The sequence below is a fragment of the Nocardioides dilutus genome (assembly GCF_054779555.1).
This window is the reverse complement of record NZ_BAAGYA010000002.1, coordinates 895,192-912,963: the sequence shown is the minus strand read 5'-3', so window position 1 is coordinate 912,963 and position 17,772 is coordinate 895,192. Positions and strand designations below refer to the sequence as shown.

Below are 17,772 nucleotides of genomic sequence, written 5' to 3'. Positions count from 1 at the left end.
TGACGTTCGCATTCGTTCGCTGACGTTCGGGGCAACGTTTGCGGACACTGTGCGGACATCGACGATTTTGACTGCTTCGAGTCTCTCGGGAGGCACCCATGGCCTGGGTCAAGGTCCGCGTCACCGACGACGGCGACAAAAGGTTCGTGGCCTGCTACCGCGACCCCGAAGGCCGACAACGCTCCGCCGGCACCTACTCCTCCCGTCGGGCCGCCGAGCGGGCCGCCAACCGAGAGGAGGCCAAAGTCAGGGAGGGCGCCTGGCACGACCACTCCCGCGGAGAGATCACCTTCGCCGACTACGTCCAGACCGTGTGGCTGCCCTCCAAGCACGTCGAGACCTCCACCCTCGCGGCCTACCGGTCCTACCTCGACAAGCACTTCATCCCCCTGTTCGGGAAGAGACCGATGGGCAAGATCCTGCCCACCGAGATCCAGCGCTGGGTCACCACCGCGGTCGCAAACGGCCTGTCCCCAGCATCGGTCGGCAAGTACCACACCATGCTCGCCTCGGTCTTCGAACGGGCCCTGACCGACCGCGTCATCACCTTCAACCCCTGTGCGCACACCGAGCTCCCCAAGCGGGTCAAGAGGAAGGCCCGCACCCTGACCCCGGTCGAGTACGACGCGATCCTCGCCGCGCTGCCCGCCCAGCACCGGTTGATGGTCGAGACCGCGGTCAACACCGGCGTGCGCTGGGGCGAGCTGATCGCCCTCAAACCCCGCCACCTCGACCTCGAGACCGGACGCCTGACGGTGGAGGAGACCATCGTCGAGGTCTCCCGGAAGAACTCCCCCACCGGAGCGCGGATGCTCACCAAGCCCTACCCCAAGGACAACGAACCCCGCACGCTCGGGCTCCCGCCCGACCTCATCGAACAACTCACCGACTGGATCAACCAGCGACAGCTCGGGCCCGACGACCTGTTGTTCGCGACCCGCGACCGAACCCCGATCTCGCGGAACACCTTCCGCACCCGCGTCTGGCTGCCCGCCGTCAAAGCATCCGGGGTCGAATTCGACGTCCGCGTCCACGACCTGCGCCACGCCCACGCCAGCTGGCTCCTGTCCGGTGGCTCTGACATCACCTCGGTCATGGACCGCATGGGACACGCCCAGATCACCACCACCCAGAAATACCTGCACCCCATGCCCGACGCCGACACCAAGAACCTCACCGCCCTCAACCGCATCCGCAACCCACAACAACACAGCCAAACGAAGCCCGACGCCGGCGAGCCCGCCGTAGGGTCGGGCCAGGAGCCCACCAGTTAGCCTCACCCTCTTCAAGCGCGCCGGGGGCGACGAACGGACACACTCGGTCGCGGGACGATCAGAATCCCCTGTGAGAAGCCCCCTACGTCTGGTTCCACCCAGTGTGAGAGTCGGGGTTTGGATCGTCCGTGTGCACCGGCTTCGACGGCCACCGGCGACTGGTCCACTTCGTGTGGTGGTAGTGCCTCTCATTCGCTACCACCATCCGTGTCGGGCATCTGGTCCGTGCGGAGCATCTTGGTGTAGGCGGCCGGGTCTTGCCACCCAGGCTTCGATGCGGCCGGCGGTGGTTGTACTTCCAGGTCCACTCGTCGACGACGTGCTGGACCTCGAGGATCGAGTGGTAGACCTCGTGCCCGAACAGCTCGTGCTCCATGGTGCCGTTGAACCGCTCGCCGTAGCCGTTCTGCCAGGGGCTGGCCTTGGCGATGAACTCCCGGCCGTTGTCGGCCCGGATCAGGGTCGGCTTGCCGTGCACGGCGAACAACTGCGCCAGCGCCTGCACGGACTTGGCGCCAATGCTGCGCGCGACGTGCGAGCCCAGGCCGATCCGGGTGAATTCGTCGACCACGTTGAGCACCCGGAACGGACGGCCGTCACTGGTCCGGCGCTTGATGAAATCGTAGGTCCAGATGTGGTTGCGATACCGCGGCGGTAGCCGCCAGCTGCTGTTGGAGTCGTCGCCGCCTGCTTGTGGCCGCTGTTCTTCGCCTTCGGTGGGGGGCAGCTGCAACCCCTCGCGGCGCCACAACCGTTCGATCCGCTTCTTGTTGACCGGCCAGCCATCCGCCACCAGTAGCCCGTGGATCATCCGGTAGCCCACTTCGGGTTCTCCTCGGCCAGCTGGATCATCCGCCCGACCAGCTCCTCCTCGACGTCACTGGGCACCGGCTTGTACCGGTTGCTCGACCTGTGCTGCCCGACCAGGCGGCAGGCCCGTCGCTCGCTGACCTGGTGCTTGCGCATCAAGAACGCGACCACGTCCCGCCGCCGGGCCGGGCTCAGAAGTTACCCTTCGCCAGGTCCTTCAGCATCGAGATGTCCAGCGCCTGCTCGGCGACGATCCGTTTGAGCCGGGCGTTCTCCTGCTCCAGCGTCTTCAGCCGGATCGCCTCGTCCTCCTTCAGCGCGCCGTACTTCTGCCGCCAGCGGTAGAACGTCTGCTCGGAGACACCGAGCTTCTTGCACACCTGCGGGACCGTCGCACCCTGGCCCTGGAGCCGCTCCGCGTCCCGCAACTTCGCCACGATCTGCTCGGGCGTCAACCTCTTCGATGCAGCCATCAGATCCTCAAACCGGTCCTCTCACTTGTGGATGAATTCTCACAAGATCTGGACCGAAAATCGGGGGCCGCGGAACCACCCGCGATGCACATGCGCGAGTTCGACTGGCTCGCCAGCGAAAGGGACGACTACTGATTGACCGAGGATCCTGGCATCCGCCTAGGCCGACGATGTAGCACGTCGAAGGCGTAGGCCTTCAGCCAACTTCACGACGATCACGGCAACGAACAGCGCCTCGGCGGCAGCACAGAACACGACTATCGCTTCGTCAGGAAGCACAAGCGCAGCCAACAATGACACGGACCCCACAACGGCTACGTACGGAGTAGAACTAGGGGGTTCAGCAGTGCCGCTCCCCGCTGAGACTGTCTGTTTCGACCGCCGATACAGCCCCAACCTCCCCAGCATCACACCCGCGGCGGCACCTGCGAGCACGACGGCGTAACCGATCCGGGCATCGACGTTCTCGTCGTGCATGAAGAGCAGAATCACTGTGACTGCGAGGCCAGCGCACACAATGGAGATCACGATCGACAGAGCGATTCCCGGACCCCGACGGGCTGACGACTGCGGCATCCTGATCACCTCGTGTCCCTCAAGGCCATATCTTATGGACGACCCAGGTCGCCGCAATGCTGGCGCCGATCCCCACGGTTGCAGCACCGACCACGGCACAGCCAACCCCAGTCGCGCAGAGCCCGGCTGCGCCGGCGGCCCAGCCACCAACTGCTGCCCCACCAAAACCGGCGGTTCCAATTATGGCCGTGTTGCGTGCGGTATCAGACTTGTCACCATCGGTTTCTTCATACTCGCTGTATGCGGTCAAGCCGAGACCGGCGGCGCCCAGAAGGCGGCCAGTCCATCGCACCGAGCCCGCCAGGCTATTCGCCCGGGCAAGTTCTTGCCTCGCCAGCTGGTTCTTAGGTTGACCAACCCAGCCTTCCGCCTTGAAGCGCGCCTGGGCCTCAGCCAATCGGGCCCTCGCGGCCGCGGAGGAATCCTTTCTCAACTTGATGGTCCTAAGATCTTCCCGCAACTGATTGGTGTAGGCGCTTGACTGCTTGAGGAGTTCCTTGGAGGTGGACTCGCCGATTGCCACATACGTGCCCGGACTGTAAGCCAGGGCCTCCCACGGTGTGAGCCTCGGGGCTACCGGGTCGCCACCTGATGGACCGGCCGCCGTTGCCAGGCCGGAGCGGTTCTCATCCGCGTAGCTGGTTGTGGCGTCGGTGGGGTACACGCTGTTCGTGGTCGGGGAGTCGTCGTACTGACTGGGCCAGTCGAAGTGGCCATCCTCCGTCATCGGTTCCAGGCCAGACCCGTCGGTGAACGCGATGGGGTTGTTCCACGCGTACGCGTACGGGTTGAGGGATCGAGGGTTGCTCGGATCGACTAACAGGTCAGGCGTCGTCAGTACGTTGAGCTGCGATGTGTAGTTGCGGTGATCGAGGCGGACGTCGCCGTTGGGGTCGATGGGCTTGTTGAGGAACGCCCGGTCGCCGACGGTTGGACGTCCAATACCGGCATCTGTGACGAGCTGCCCGAACGGTCGGTAGTTGGAGCGCACGTCCGGCTGCGCGCCAGAGAGATCGCGCGTGAGCCGAACGGACTGTTGGGCATCTGCCAGCAAGAAGGTCCACACCGGCTCGGCGGGCGAACTCAAGGTTCCGGCACCTTCCTGAACCGCCAGCGGGGTTCCCCCGGCAGTGGAGAAGTGATGACGCGCCTCAGTCGTGGAGCTGGCTCCCTCTTGGGAGAACACCACCTCGATCGCCCCGACGTAGAGCGTCGTCGTCGTAGCGCTACCAAGAGTTTCGCGCCTGGCGATCCGAGCGCCCGTAAGGTCGTAGGCATAGTCGAGGACCCGGCCACTCCCTTCCTGCGTACGAGACAAGCTTCCTGTCGTGTCGTATGAGTAGGTTGTGGCGGGACCTGCTTCAGGAGCGGACAAGGTGATACGACCGGCCGAGTCGTACGACATACCCCCAGCACCGGGCAGCCCGGCGTCTGTCCCGTTGGGGAGGTTGACTTCGCTGACCTGATGCGGCGAACCTGTCGAGCTTGCGTATGTGTAGTTCGCCGTCTTGCCGTTGTTCACCGCGGTCGACAGTCGATCCGAGCTGTATGTGTACGCGGCGTCCTGCATCTCTCCGAGGAGACCCGTAGCGGCTGCCGGCGTACTCGGCGAGCACGCGCCACCCGACACGGTCTTTGCCGTGCTCAGGCGATCCAGTGGGTCGAAGGTGTAGCACCACGAGGCGCTCTGGTCGGGCTGGCCCTGCAGCTCAGGTATGTGCGCGGTGATTCGGGTCGGATTGCCCCCGGCGTCATAGCTGTAGTCGAGCTCACCGAAAGCAGAGGCACGCAGTTCGTCGAGCCGACCGGTGGCTTTCTCCCAGTCGTAGACGCGGTCGAGCTTGCGTGTCGCTCCTGGTTGCGTAGACAGGATTCGCCGCGGCTGCCCAGCACTGTCGTAGGACATGGTTCCCAGGTTGGCGGACCCACCATTCCACGAAGCCGCCAGCGACGACGTGTACCCGTTGGTCGCCGTATACGACGCGGTCACGACCGTCTCAGGGAGGTTGCCGACGGCGCCGTAGGTCGCAGACGTCACCATGCCTGCGTCGTTGTAGGCCATGCGCTCGGTGTACGTGCCGTTGCCGCTGGGAACTCCAGGACCAGCGAATTGCGTCGGGAACCCGTAGGAGGCGACCTCGACGTTCCCGTCGGCGTCGTACTGCTCATAGTCAGTGGTGAAGGTGCCCAAGTCTGTGTACGAGGTCGTCTTGCTGAGCAGACCGATCGCCGGAGCCTCTCCGGCGTACTCCCACTTGACGAGATCTTGGCCGTTGCTGACCCTCTCTCGAAGGGTCGGCCGATTCAGCTTGTCGTAGACGGTACCCACGCTGCCGTCGACAGAGTTGGCGCTGGTCAGCTGATTGCCGTTGGCGTCGAATGTCGCCGTGCTGATGCCGGCATCCGGGTCGGAAGCCACGTCGCGCCGACCGGCCAGGTCGAACCCGTAGCTCCACGTACGGTCTTGCCCGCCCACGGGACTCGTGACGCTCCTGATCCGCCCCAGGCCGTCGAAGACGTAGCTGGCTTGTCGAGCGACAGTCCCCGCCGTGGGGTGGTCGTACTGCTCGGTCTTGATGACCTGCCCCCAGCCGTCGATCCAGCTGCGGATGCGGCCGCCCACGGGCGGGCTCGTGATCGAACGGTCCCCCAGATACTCGGTGGTGGTGTGGCTGTGAACCGCTGCCCCGTTCTTCAGTGCCACATCGACGGCCCGGCCGGCTGCGTCGTACGTCGTCTCGATCCGACGGGCGGTCTCGGTCGGCCGCGGATTGAGGAGCCCGGAGCCGACAGAACCGTCGTTGGTGATCAGTGGCATCTCCAGGTACGGCAGTCCGAGGTCGTTGTACGCCGTCGCTGAGACGACACGACCGCTGCCATCGACCTGCGCCACCTGCGTTTGCACCTGCCGGCCCCAACCGTCGAAGTAGGCCACACTCTGGTCAACCTGGCTGCTGGTTCGGCGGGTGAAGGTCCGGATGATGGAGGGATCCACCGGGCTGGTGTCGTACCTGTGTTCCACCGATGGGGGTCCACCCGCGCCCAGTCCGGGGTTCCGGACCGTCAGGAGTCTCCCGTAACCGTCGTAGGTCATGGACGTCGTGGTGTTGTTGTCCAGGTCGATCTCCCTGAGGGGAAGGCCTCGAGCCTGGTCCAGCTCGGTCCTGAACGTGCGCTGCACATCCGTTCCTGCCGCCAAGACAGTGGTGAGCGAAGTCGCCAAGGCGTGCTCGCTGAGCGGGTCTTGCGGCAGCCCGTAGCTGGTCGTGGTGACGGTGCCGTTGCCGTCGGTCTCCGAGGTCACGCGACCGTAGACGTCGTAGCCCCTCTTCGTGGTGATCCACACCTGACTAGGCATGTAGGACGAGTCCGCCCTCGTGCGCCGCTCGGTCTCCCGACCCTTGGTCGGAGTCCGATGCCCGGTCGCTGGGGTGTCGCCGTCGTAGAAGCTCTCGTCGAAGGAGACCAGGCGCGAGCAACCCTGGTCCTCGACCTTCGTCGTGATCGGCACCCGCAGCCAACGGTCCTGGTTGCGGTCCCAAGTGGTCGTCGTGCAGACGTTGGGGTCACTGCTCGCCGAGCTCGTCGCGCCGCGGTCTAGCACCTTGTTCAGCTCGCCGAGGCGGATGCTGCGTGGATTGGCTCCGCCGCCGTCGAAGTAGCGGACGACGTCATGGACGCGGTTGGGACCGTCCTTGACCCGAGTGTGGGTCGCGGTCAGGTTCTCTGCGACGAAGTGGGCGCCGAAGTTGCGGACGTCCGTGGCGGTTCGGATGAACTGGTAGCCGTGGTAGACGCGGTCGATCCAGACGCTGTCTGGGCCCAGCAACGTCTCCTCGGCGACCCGACCCTGAAGCAGGTTCAAGTCAGCCTGTGGACCTTCGATGGTGGCCACGTTGACCGAGTGATATGTGCCCGTCGTGGGGTTGGCGAGCGACTGATGCATGCCGCGGTAGCGCGTGACCTTCCGGGCACTGACGGCCTGGTTCGCCGATGCGTGGTTGGGGTTGACGCTCTCGTCGACACTCATGGTCCGTACGAGCGTCGTCTCGTAGCCCCGCCAGTCGGTCCACCCTCGGTCACCGGACTTGCTGTTGAGGGAGTCGTTGTCGTATCGCCATGCTGGAGCACCCTGGTACTGGTACTCGATGACACGGATCGACCCTAGGCTCGGTGTTCCCGCCACGTACTGACCGCCGATGCCAAGGGTGTCGTCGGTGAGCGTCACCGACTTCACGACGTACTTGTGGAACCACTCCCAGTCCGGAGTTCCGCCGTCTGAGGGGGCGTACTTCTTGGCGAAGCACTCCTGGTTCGACTCCCAGTGCTGCCATGCCGCGACCTCGCTGGGCTGGCACACCCTGCCTGGAGCGTGCCCGTAGACAACTCTCAGTCGGCCCCCCATCTCGTTGCGAATCATGTCGAGCCGGAACTTGTTGAGAGCCGCGTCCCTTCCGGGGTCGACACGATTCTGCTTGACGACTCCTCCGAAGTTCACTGACGGCATCGGGTCGGTCCCCGCGTACTCAGCGCCTTCGGTGCCTGTGTGATCGATCGAGTCCAGCCAGAGATCCGGCTCGTCCTTACCGGTCCCGTCCGGGTCGGGCATGGTGTGCGTCAGGGTGTAGGTGTCGATGGTCCGGACGCCGCTTTTCACCGGGGGTGTCACGCATGGCCTTGATCTGGTAATAGCGGTAGCGCGAAAAGAAGCTCGGTGACCTGGTGGTGCAGGTGGTGGCGTTGGCGCCGCAGATCAGGTCATTCGGGACGTCGGGCCACTTGTCTGCGCCCTTCTTGACCTTCGAGCACGGATCGTCGACGTTCGTCAGCTTGGCGGTGCACCTGAGCTTTGAGTCGACGTCCAGCCATACCTGGCTGCCACCGGCGCGCACGAGGTTGGAGCGCGAGTAGCCGTAGAACACGCCGGTGAGCCGCCCGGCGGCGATGTAGGGCGTCAGGTGCCGTCCGTCGCGCTTGTAGTAGTTGGTCTCGGTCGCATAGGTGTAGCGGACCCGGTTGCCATTCGGGTCGATGACCTTGTCCAGGTTCCACTGCCAGCCCTGCTGGCACCAGCCACCAGGGTTGTCGTGACACGGCTCACCGGAGTCGTTGCCGTAGACCGGGACGGTCCATACCGACTCCGCACTAGCGGTGCTGCCGAACACGTAGACCGTGCCATCCGGCGCACTGATCTTGAACGACTCGCTGTCGTTGTCGGCGTTAGCCGGCGGCGCCTGGTCAGGGTCTTCTACGAAGGTAGGTCCGCTGAACTCCTCAACCTTCCAGCCCGGATCGTCCTGCAGTCTCCACTCACCGTTTGCCCCGTGGCGGATGAGTCGGGTGGACCGGCCGTTGAGCACCAGCGTCAGTTCGTTGACGAGACCCTTGTTGTCGGTGCGCCAGCACAGGTCCCCGCTGCCCTGCTTACCGTCCTTGTGACAGCTGGCGTAGGTCCGGCTGATGTGGCCGGGCTCCATGGTCCATCCGATGCCCACGGCCGAGACCTGGCCGGACTCGGGATTGGTCATGCCGTCGACGGACGCCGACGAGTAGTTCAACGACAGGCTCGGTGCCTCGCTGGCCATTCCTGCGGGCATGGTGAACGGGTAGGACCACGAGAAGTCCCCAGATCCTTCCCCGACCTGCCACCTCGAGGCGGGGTTGAGCGCCGTGGCGGTTGGGCTTCCGCCACCAGGTTCGCCCGCTGCGGAGCTGTAGCCACCGGCGGAGGCTCGAATCGAGTAGACGAAGCCAGAGCATGCGGCATCATCCGACACCTCGGTGTCCAGCTCCCTCGGTGCGGGCACCGGGGGGTTCTCGGCTTGCTCCTCGGCTGGCTCCTGGGTATCGACGTCGGTGTTGGCGGCGTCTGTCTCGTCGACGGCGGTCTCGGGCACGCCGTCGTCCACACCATCGGTGCTGGTCGGCCCCGAGGGTTCCGGTGTCAGTGTGGGGTCCACGAGACCCGAGTCCCATTCCTCGTCGTCCTCGGCCACGGCCGGGAAGCAGTCAGCCACCAGTCCGGACGGGGGCGAGGCCGGGACAGGGTCCTGTTCGCCGAGCGCCGGCGCCGCGGTGAACGCGATGGTCTGCGACTCGGGGTCGTTCACAGACGGGACAACCATGCCCTCGGCACACTCCACCACCTCGGGCGTGGTCGCAAAGCAGGCCGGGTAGGCCATGACCTCGAGGCGGTCCGACCAGCTGCCGCCGTAGGCATGCGCGTAGTCGGCATAGGGAACACGGATGTCGACATCGTCATTGGGACCGGTCCCGCCCGACCCTGCCTCCGCCGCAGTCCGGATCTCAAGTAGAACCCCCGGCGTGCCGAACCTCGACTCGTCCTCCACGCCCTCGATCTCAGGAGCGGCCTCCACCGGGTCGATGGTCACCGACATGAGGTCGCCGACGGAGTTGGCGCCAGCAGTCGTGTTCGATCCGGGCTTGACGTACGTCGCCCCGCGCAGGTCCGCGGTCGGATCGACCGTGTGTGGCCACGAGGAGCCAACTGCGACCTCGGTCGTGCCAGCCACCGGGAGATCCTGCCCCGGACCCAGATCCGCGACCCCCTTTGCCGGGTCGGAGTCGTCAACACCATCCGGACCGCCCACAGGCTGTGAGCTTGTCGACGGGAAGTTGTCCACGAAGGCAGCCGGCTCGTAATCCACCGGAGCCACAGTGGTGAACGGCAGCTCGACCCAAGGGACACCGGTTGTGGTCTCATCACCGACCCAGAAGCGCGCCTTGTAGCCGACGCCGTAGCTCATGACGCCGGCCGGAACCGTGTAGCTGAACCCGACATTGCTGCCCGGAGACGGGTTGGTCTTCGCGGACGCGGTGGAGGCCACGACCGCGCTGTCGCTGAGCCGGACAACCTCGAACTTGGAGTTGATGGAGCTGCTGTCGGCGTCTTTCGCCGTGGCCGTGATCTCAGGCGTCAGAGATGCGGTGTACCTGGCGCCTCCGTCGAGGTAAGAGGAGGGGATGGCGAGGGAGTTCGCCACGATCGACGGAGCCTGCGACGACCAGGTGAAGGTCAGGATCGGCTGGAGACCAGTGACGTTCTCGGCCGAGCGGATGCCGAGCTCGTTGGGCGCGGGTTCGGTCTGCGCCTTCATGATGAACCCGTAGTTCGGGGACGCGCCGCTCACCCACGAGTTCACGATGTCGGTGACCGTGAACGACTTGCCGCCGGCTGCGTTGCTTCCCAGGGTCGGGGTCGGCCCCTGACTGGTGTTATACGAGCCGCCCGCTCCGTTCCACGAGGTGTTGCCCGCGTTGTTGTTGTTCCAGGTGGCTCCCGATCCCCAGTCGGAGGTCAGGCGTCGGATCGCATAGGTGGTGGCTGTGCCGGTGCGGACACTGTTGATGAAGACGTTGAGACTCGCGCTCGAGACGTTGACCGTAGGGCCGATCGGCACCGTGTTGGGGAGGGTGAACTTGAGCAGTGCGCGCAAGCGCTTGCCCGCTGCATTGCTACCCACACTCAGGATGGGACCCGTCTGGTAGCTGGTGTTGGGGCTCGCCTGATTGAGAGTCGTGTCCTTGTTCGGGCCCACAAGCGTCGTGGTCGGGTCGACCAGCACCGGGTAGACCCGTGCCGGGTCAATGAGCCATTCGTAGTCCGGTTTCATGCTCAGCCGCCACCCCGAACCCGTCTCGGACAGCGTGTATTTCACTGCAGTCGAGAAGCCCTCTGGCGTTCCGGACGAGTCCTCCATGAAGGGAGCGCGGACGCGGAAGCGGATGCCGCCGTCCGCGTCACGGACCACGATCTCGTTGGTGTCGGTCAGTTCGGGTGTCAGGCCGGCCGACAGCACGAGGTCGGAAACGTAGCTGGGCGCCGTCACCGGCGGGGCCGACAAGATGATCGTCTCCTTGACTCCCCAGGTCTCGGAGTCGAAGCGCACTTTCGTCGCGCCAGGGCCGTCCGCGACCTTGGCTGAGTCGCCGGTGATCACTGGGGATCCGTCGGCTCCCCGAAGCTGAAAGGACAGCCAGGCGCCGTCCTCGTCCTCCAACCGCACCGGTGAGGACCCGACGTCGCGGGGGATCAGCACGTTGAAGTCGTTCGCGACGTTCTCGGCGACGTACCCGGGACGCAGAGTTGGCGCGAGGTCGGCATCGATCGGCACCCAGTCGTCCTGGCTGTTCTGAAAATTGACCGGGACCTGCGAGACCTCGGTCGTGTACGTCCCGTCCGGGTTGGCGACCGAGGTCGACCGCGCATCGCTGAGCTCGGGGGCCGGCACCGGTTCATCGAGCGCCGCCGCGAGGGCCATCGGCGTTAATGGCAAGGAATCCGCGAGCCCGCTCATCGCGGCCAGACCTCTGCTCTGCGCGGACGCGTCCTGAACTGCCACGGGTACCGCCGCCGCCGAGGCCGTCGCGGGAATCGCCAGCAGACCCGCTAGCAAGGCGGTAGCCGCCGCGGAGGTCAAAGCGAGTCTGTTGTTGTGATTGCCGTTGGACAAGAAGGATTTCCTGACGTGCGAGTGCCCCCACCCGGCGCGCACGCTATGAGAGGGCTTGGGCACTCGGAAGATCATGCGCGGCAAATCCCCCGAAGGGACTACACGGGCCTAGTCCCAATTCGTCTGGCGGCGAAGTGCGCTCGCCGAGTATCACCCGCCCGGTGCACCGCCTAGCAGACAAGTGCCCTGCCTGCTACCCGGCTCGAGCGAGTCACCCACCAGCTCCACGAGGCATCGGCCACCTGGGTCGATGACCTCTGGGTCAGCGGCCAAGAGGTCGACCCGTTCGACCCTCCCGAGACCCTTCGTCAGGCGTCGCGATAGTTCGCGCTCAGGCCGCTGCCGTGCCGATCTCGAAGGCAATGTCCGCAGACATTCTGCTGACACCGAACGCAGGAACCGGGCTCGTGGTGCCCCACGAACCCGGCTCTGACCTGCTGTTTCGATTTGTAGCGGGGGCAGGATTTGAACCTGCGACCTCTGGGTTATGAGCCCAGCGAGCTACCGAGCTGCTCCACCCCGCGTCGGTGAATGCAACGTTACGGGACGAGGGGTGAGGCGTTCAAATCGGGCCGGTGTCGGCCTACTCGGCGGCTGGCGTCTCCTCGGCTGCGGGGGTCTCCTCGGTGGCGGGGGTGAGGCCGTTCTGGTCGGCGATCTCGAGGGCCTGGTTGATGAGGTCGCGGGCCTCGTTGACCTTGTCCTGGTAGCCCCCGAGGTCGCCATCCTCATAGGCCGCGTCGGCTTCGTCGAAGGCCTTCTGGGCTTGGGCGAGGAGCCGGGCGATCTGCTCCTCGGGCGTGCCGGTGCCGGGGTCGGGCTCGCCGGGGTCGGGCTCACCGGTGTCCGGCGGCTCGGTCGGGTCGACCGTGGCGTCGACGCCGAGGGCGGCGCCGAGAGCCTCGATGAGGGTCTCGCCGATACCGACGTTCTCGTTGTAGGAGACCAGCACGTAGCGCAGGATCGGGTAGGAGCCGGTGGCGCCGAGCTCGGCATAGACCGGCTCGACGTTGAGCAGGCGTTCACCGACCGGGATGGTGAGCACGTTGCCGTACCTGACCGTGTTGCCGGCCTGGCGGAACGGCGCCAGCTCCGCGGCGGCGTCGGCGTCGGAGCGCATCGCGTTGGCGACCTGGCCCGGACCTTGGGTCTGCTCGTCGAGCACGTTGACCACGCGCATCTGGCCGTAGGTGTCCGACGTGGCGTCGGAGTCGACGGAGGCGAAGGCGGCCAGGTTCTTGCGGTCGAACGGCACGAAGGTGGAGGTGAGCGACCAGGTCTGCTCGGGCGTGGCCGGCGCCGCCTCGCCCTCGGGCACCGGCTTGTTGGTGAACATCCGGTAGGGCGGCTGGAGGTTGTTGGAGTTGTTGGGGTCCTCGGGCACCTCCCAGCGGTCGTTGCCCTGGAACCACTGGCTCGGGTCGGTGACGTGGTAGCGCGCGTACTGGTAGCGCTGCACCTTGAACAGGTCCTCGGGGTAGCGCAGGTGCTCCATCAGCCCCTCGGGGATCTCCGAACGGTCCTTGACCGTGCCGGGGAACGCGCCCCGCCAGGCCTTGAGGATCGGGTCGGACTCGTCCCACTCGTAGAGCGTCACGGTGCCGTCGTAGGCGTCGACCGTGGCCTTCACCGCGTTGCGGACGTAGTTGATCTCGTCGGTCGGGAGGGTCCGCAGGCCGGTGTCCTCCTGGAACGCGTCGTCGGTCATCTCGTCGAACGACTCGCGCTCGGAGCCCGGGAAGCGGTCGGTGACGGTGTAGCCGTCGACCACCCAGACGATCCGGCCGTCCTCCTCGCCTTCGCCCGGGATGATCGCCGGGTAGGCGTCGTCGTCGATGGTCAGCCAGGGCGCGACCTTCTGGACCCGCTCGGAGGGGTCACGGTGGTAGAGCACCTCGCTGTTCTCGTTGACCCGGCCCGACAGCAGGAAGTTGGTCGAGCCGAAGCGGATCGCGTAGAGCAGCTGGCGGAACGTCGATCCGACCGGCACGCCGCCGGCGCCGTCGTACGTCGTGGTGCCCTCGTTGCCCTCGACGGCCTCCCCGTCGGCCTCGTCCGCGTCGGGCTCGGCGGCAGTGGTGGAGCGCTGCAGGTCGAGCTCGACCGCGGTCTCCCCCTCGCCGCGTCCCACGACCGAGTAGGCCGGGCTGCGCTCGCCGAAGTAGACCCGGTCCTCGAACCCGCCGACGGAGTCGGCGAGGTCGGTCTGGTTGGCCGCGTTGCCCTCGGCCCACTGGGTGCGGTCGTCATCGGCGTTGGCCTCGTCGGGCGTCCGGTTCGCGCGGTCGCGCTGGTTGGCGTACGCCGCGATGATGCCGTTGCCGTGGGTGTAGACGGTGTGCAGGTTGAGCCAGTTCTGGTCGCCCTCGCTGATGCGGTTCTGGTCGAGCTCGCGGACGCCGATGACGAGCGCGCGGTCGGTGCCGTCGATCTCGTAGCGGTCGACGTCGAGCACGTCGGCGACCGTGTAGTAGGCGCGGGCCTGCTGGTTCTGCTCGAAGGTCTCCCGGACCAGCTGGGGGTCGACGAGCGGGATCGAGCTCACCTGGCCGGCCAGGCTGGCCAGCGTCGCGGCCTCCTCGTCGGGCGAGAGGTCCTGCTCCTGGACGTCGTTGATGTCGTAGGCCTGCCGGGTGGCCGCGATGTTCTTCTCGATGTAGGGGCGTTCCTTGTCCGCCTCGGTCGGCTTGACCTGGAACTGCTGCACGATGCCGGGCCAGATCAGGCCGAGCAGGATCGCCGACAGCACAAGCAGCGCGAGACCGAGCGAGGGCAGCATCCAGGTGCGGCGCCACACGTTGAGGAAGAACAGCAGGGCGCAGATGACCGCGATGCCCATCAGGATCACCTTGGCCGGCAGCACCGCCTTGTCGTCGGTGTAGGTGAGGCCGGTGAGCAGCGAACCGCTCTGGTGCACCAGGTCGTAACGGTCGAGCCAGTAGTCGGCGGCCTTGGCGAGCACGAAGACGCCGAGCAGCACCGAGAGCTGCGCCTGCGCGGCACCGGTCAGCCGGTCACCGGGGGTCTGCAGCCGGATGCCGCCGTAGAGGTAGTGCACGACCGCCGCGGCCAGCAGCGACACGATCGCGACCGCCATGACCACGTCGACGAGGTAGTGCATCCACGGCAGCTCGAAGACGTAGAAGCTGATGTCGCGCTCGAAGTAGGCGTCCTTCTGGCCGAACGGCACGCTGTTGCGCCACAACAGGTACTCGCGCCACTCCCCCGCGCCCGAGGTGCCGGCGAAGATGCCGAGCAGCACGGCGGTGCCGACCACCAGCCAGGTGCGGATCGGGGTGACCGCCTGGCGGTAGCGGTCGAGCCCCGTCTGCTCAGGCGAGGGCGGGTGGAACAGCGGCCGCAGCCGGAAGGCGATCACGATGTTTGCCGCGACCACCGAGGCCATCACCGCGCCGAAGACCAGGAACAGCCCGACCCGGGTCCACAGCAGGGTGCTGAACACCGAGCCGTACTCCACGTCGCGGAACCACAGGCGCTCGGTGTAGAAGCTCGAGAACGTCGTCAGCCCGAAGAACGCGACGACAAGCACCACCGCGGTGACCACCAGCGCCCGGGACCTGCCCGGGGGTCGCGGCGGCGCCGTGTCGCGCGGGTCCTCGTCGAAGAGCTCGCTCACTGGCCGTCCTCAGCTGGGTCGTGGGGCACGTCGTCATTGTCCAGGGTCGACCCCAACAGTGTCGTCAGGCCCGGCACCAGGTCGGTCCCGCCGACCACCGAGGAGGCGTTGTCGTGGGCGCGCAGCCGCAGCGCGGCGTACGCCGAGCCGGCGCGGGTCACGCCCGCGACGATCCGGACCTCCTGCCGGTCGGGGTGCTCCCGGGCGAACCGCGCCGCGCTCTCCACGTCGTCGGGCACATCGCCGTCGACGTCCGGGGGCAGCACCAGCCGCTCGACGACCGCGGCGCAGCCGGCGACCTGCGGCGGCCAGGTGATCGCGGTCAAGGCGTCCTCGAGCAGCCGGCCCTGGGGCAGCTGGTCCTGCTCGACCGGTGTCAGCGACCCCTCTGCCGACGCCTGGTCCAGGCCCATCGCTGCGGCCAGGTCGGGCTCGCGGCGCACGAGGTCGGCGGTCGGCACCAGCGCGTAGAGGCGGGCCGGCTGGTCCCACCCGCCCTCGGCGATGTGCGACTCGATCTCCAGCACCGCCGCGGCGAGCGCGGGGTCGGCGTCCAGGGAGCCCAGTGGGTCGACCAGTGGATCGGTCAGGGGGTCCGACATCGGGTCCAGCTCCGGCTCGCGGTCGCTCATGCGGCGTCCTCGCAGCTGGGGAGCTCGGCGTCCGGGTCCTCCACCCAGGTCTCGACCGCCTCGAGGGTCTCGACGAACGTCGTCGCCCGGACCAGCCGCATGTCGCCGTGGTCGGCGCCGAGCGCGTCCGCGCAGTTGTCGGAGGGCACCAGGAACAGGTCGGCGCCGGCCTCGCGGGCCCCGGCGACCTTCTGCTGGATGCCGCCGATCGCGCCGACCACGCCCTGGGAGTCGAGCTCCCCAGTGCCCGCGACGTCCTGGCCGCCGGTCAGCGAGCCGGGCGTCAGGGTGTCGTAGATCGCCAGTGCGAACATCAGCCCGGCGCTCGGCCCGCCGATGTTCTCGTCGATGTTGACCGTCACGGTGAAAGGGAAGATGAAGCCCAGGCCGAGCTGGATGCCGATCTGGCGCCGCTTCGTCCCGTCGTCGTCGGTGACCACCTCGGTGCCGACCGGCACGGTGACCTCCTCGCCGTCGCGCAGCACCACGAAGCTCAGCTTCTGGCCGTCCTTGGCGCCCTGGATCGCGTCGAGCAGCGCCTGTTGGCCCTTCTCGTCGGCGGTCACCGCCACCCCGTCGACCGAGACGAACTTGTCGCGCACCGCCAGCGCCCCGTCGGCCGGCGCCGTGGGCGCAATGGACAGGACCTCCAGCGCGGGCGTGACCTCGAAGTCGAGCTCGCGCAGCGCCGCGGCGATCGCGTTGCCCTGCGACGACACCATCTGCACCTGCCCCTCGACCTCCTCCTGCTCGGCGGTCGTGCCGGGCGGGTGGACGATGTCGTAGGGGTAGACCGCGGAGTCCGGGTCGACCCAGTCGGTCATCACCTCGAAGAGGTTCTTCTCCACGCCCTCCTGCGAGACCGAGACCGTCGTCATCCGCAGCTCGCCGTCGTCGCGGTAGGTCTTCGCCCCGCTGACCTGGATGATCTCCTTGCCATCGGTCTCACCGAGCACGTCGAAGGTGGGCCCCGGGTGGTAGGACGCGAACGGCACCGGCACGAAGAACGCCACCGCGACCAGCGCGAGCAGCAGCGGGACCGAGACGCATGCCGCGATCATGCGCTGGGTCATGCGGTGAAGCCTCTCATTGGCCCCCAACGCGCCTGACGGCGACGCCGGTGGACCGCTCGCGCGGCGGCCGCGGCGGCGCCTGCGGCGTACGCCGGAGGGCGGGCGGGTCCTTCTCCAACGCCACCTCGAGGCGGCGTACGGCCTCGTCGCGGTCGACCTCGCCGCGGCCCTCGCGGCCCGCCCAGGCGACCCAGGCCATCGCCAGCACGGTCACCACGGCCGGGGGCACCAGCCAGAGCAGGATCTCCACGTCCCCCACGGTAGGAACTAGGGTCGCCGGCATGACGGACCCCACGCCGGTCGGTGACCGCGTACGTCTGTGCGACCTGCGCGAGACACCACTCAGCGTCGACGAGGTGCTCGCCGCGCTGGCCGACGACGCCTCGGGCGGCCTGACCGTGTTCGTGGGCCGGGTGCGCGACCACGACCGCACAGCTGAGGGGAGCAAGGAGGTCGTCGGGCTCGACTACACCGCCCACCCGACCGCCCTCGACAAGCTGCGCGAGGTCTGCGAGCGGGTCGCCGCCGCGTACGACGTGCACGCGCTCGCCGCGGTGCACCGCACCGGCACCCTCGAGATCGGCGACGCCGCGGTCGTCGTCGCCACCGCATCCGCCCACCGGGGCACCTCGTTCGACGCCTCCCGGGCGCTGATCGACACCCTGAAGGACGAGGTGCCGATCTGGAAGCACCAGCGGTTCGCCGACGGCACCGAGGAGTGGGTCGGGTCACCCTGACCCCTGTGCGGGCCCCGCCTTCCTGGGGCACGGACGGGCCAGCCCATCGGGGTCACCCTGAGGCGTCCCGGAGATGCCACTCGGGC

At 67.2% G+C, this 17,772-nt stretch carries 11 protein-coding genes and 1 tRNA gene; 2 read left to right on the top strand and 10 right to left on the bottom strand.

Annotated features, from left to right (window positions below; genetic code table 11):
* Positions 1–98 precede the first annotated feature (98 nt).
* Positions 99–1,274 (top strand): tyrosine-type recombinase/integrase, encoded by a 1,176-nt coding sequence (locus ACYVC6_RS14010; RefSeq protein WP_460714991.1) that lies wholly within the window; start codon positions 99–101, stop codon positions 1,272–1,274.
* An 82-nt stretch (positions 1,275–1,356) separates the two neighbouring features.
* Here ACYVC6_RS14010 and ACYVC6_RS14005 read toward each other — a convergent pair whose 3' ends face one another.
* The 10 genes from ACYVC6_RS14005 to ACYVC6_RS13960 form a co-directional block, all read right to left on the bottom strand.
* Positions 1,357–2,097, bottom strand: coding sequence for an integrase core domain-containing protein (locus ACYVC6_RS14005; protein ID WP_460714990.1), 741 nt, complete (start codon positions 2,095–2,097; stop codon positions 1,357–1,359).
* The gene (locus tag ACYVC6_RS14000) at positions 2,082–2,255 is read right to left on the bottom strand and encodes a hypothetical protein (RefSeq protein WP_460714989.1); all 174 of its coding nucleotides are present in this window, start codon (positions 2,253–2,255) and stop codon (positions 2,082–2,084) included. Before ACYVC6_RS14000 ends, ACYVC6_RS14005 begins: the two co-directional genes overlap by 16 nt.
* Positions 2,256–2,275: 20 nt before the next feature.
* On the bottom strand, positions 2,276–2,557 hold the full coding sequence (locus tag ACYVC6_RS13995) for a transposase (RefSeq protein ID WP_460714988.1): 282 nt from the start codon (positions 2,555–2,557) through the stop codon (positions 2,276–2,278).
* A 595-nt stretch (positions 2,558–3,152) separates the two neighbouring features.
* Positions 3,153–7,802, bottom strand: a complete 4,650-nt coding sequence (locus ACYVC6_RS13990; RefSeq protein ID WP_460714987.1) for a hypothetical protein — start codon at positions 7,800–7,802, stop codon at positions 3,153–3,155.
* Positions 7,717–11,607, bottom strand: coding sequence for a DNRLRE domain-containing protein (locus ACYVC6_RS13985; RefSeq protein ID WP_460714986.1), 3,891 nt, complete (start codon positions 11,605–11,607; stop codon positions 7,717–7,719). Before ACYVC6_RS13985 ends, ACYVC6_RS13990 begins: the two co-directional genes overlap by 86 nt.
* Positions 11,608–12,057: 450 nt before the next feature.
* Positions 12,058–12,131, bottom strand: a tRNA-Met gene (locus tag ACYVC6_RS13980).
* 59 nt (positions 12,132–12,190) lie between these two features.
* Positions 12,191–15,244, bottom strand: a complete 3,054-nt coding sequence (locus ACYVC6_RS13975; RefSeq protein WP_460714985.1) for a UPF0182 family membrane protein — start codon at positions 15,242–15,244, stop codon at positions 12,191–12,193.
* Positions 15,241–15,876 (bottom strand): PPA1309 family protein, encoded by a 636-nt coding sequence (locus ACYVC6_RS13970; protein WP_460714984.1) that lies wholly within the window; start codon positions 15,874–15,876, stop codon positions 15,241–15,243. Before ACYVC6_RS13970 ends, ACYVC6_RS13975 begins: the two co-directional genes overlap by 4 nt.
* Entirely contained in the window at positions 15,873–16,949 is a 1,077-nt protein-coding gene (locus tag ACYVC6_RS13965; RefSeq protein ID WP_460714983.1) for a YlbL family protein, read from the bottom strand. Before ACYVC6_RS13965 ends, ACYVC6_RS13970 begins: the two co-directional genes overlap by 4 nt.
* Before the next feature lie 13 nt (positions 16,950–16,962).
* Positions 16,963–17,199, bottom strand: a complete 237-nt coding sequence (locus ACYVC6_RS13960; RefSeq protein WP_460714982.1) for a hypothetical protein — start codon at positions 17,197–17,199, stop codon at positions 16,963–16,965.
* Between the two features lie 31 nt (positions 17,200–17,230).
* Here ACYVC6_RS13960 and ACYVC6_RS13955 point away from each other — a divergent pair, with 31 nt between their 5' ends.
* The gene (locus ACYVC6_RS13955; protein ID WP_460714981.1) at positions 17,231–17,686 is read left to right on the top strand and encodes a molybdenum cofactor biosynthesis protein MoaE; all 456 of its coding nucleotides are present in this window, start codon (positions 17,231–17,233) and stop codon (positions 17,684–17,686) included.
* Positions 17,687–17,772: the final 86 nt, after the last annotated feature.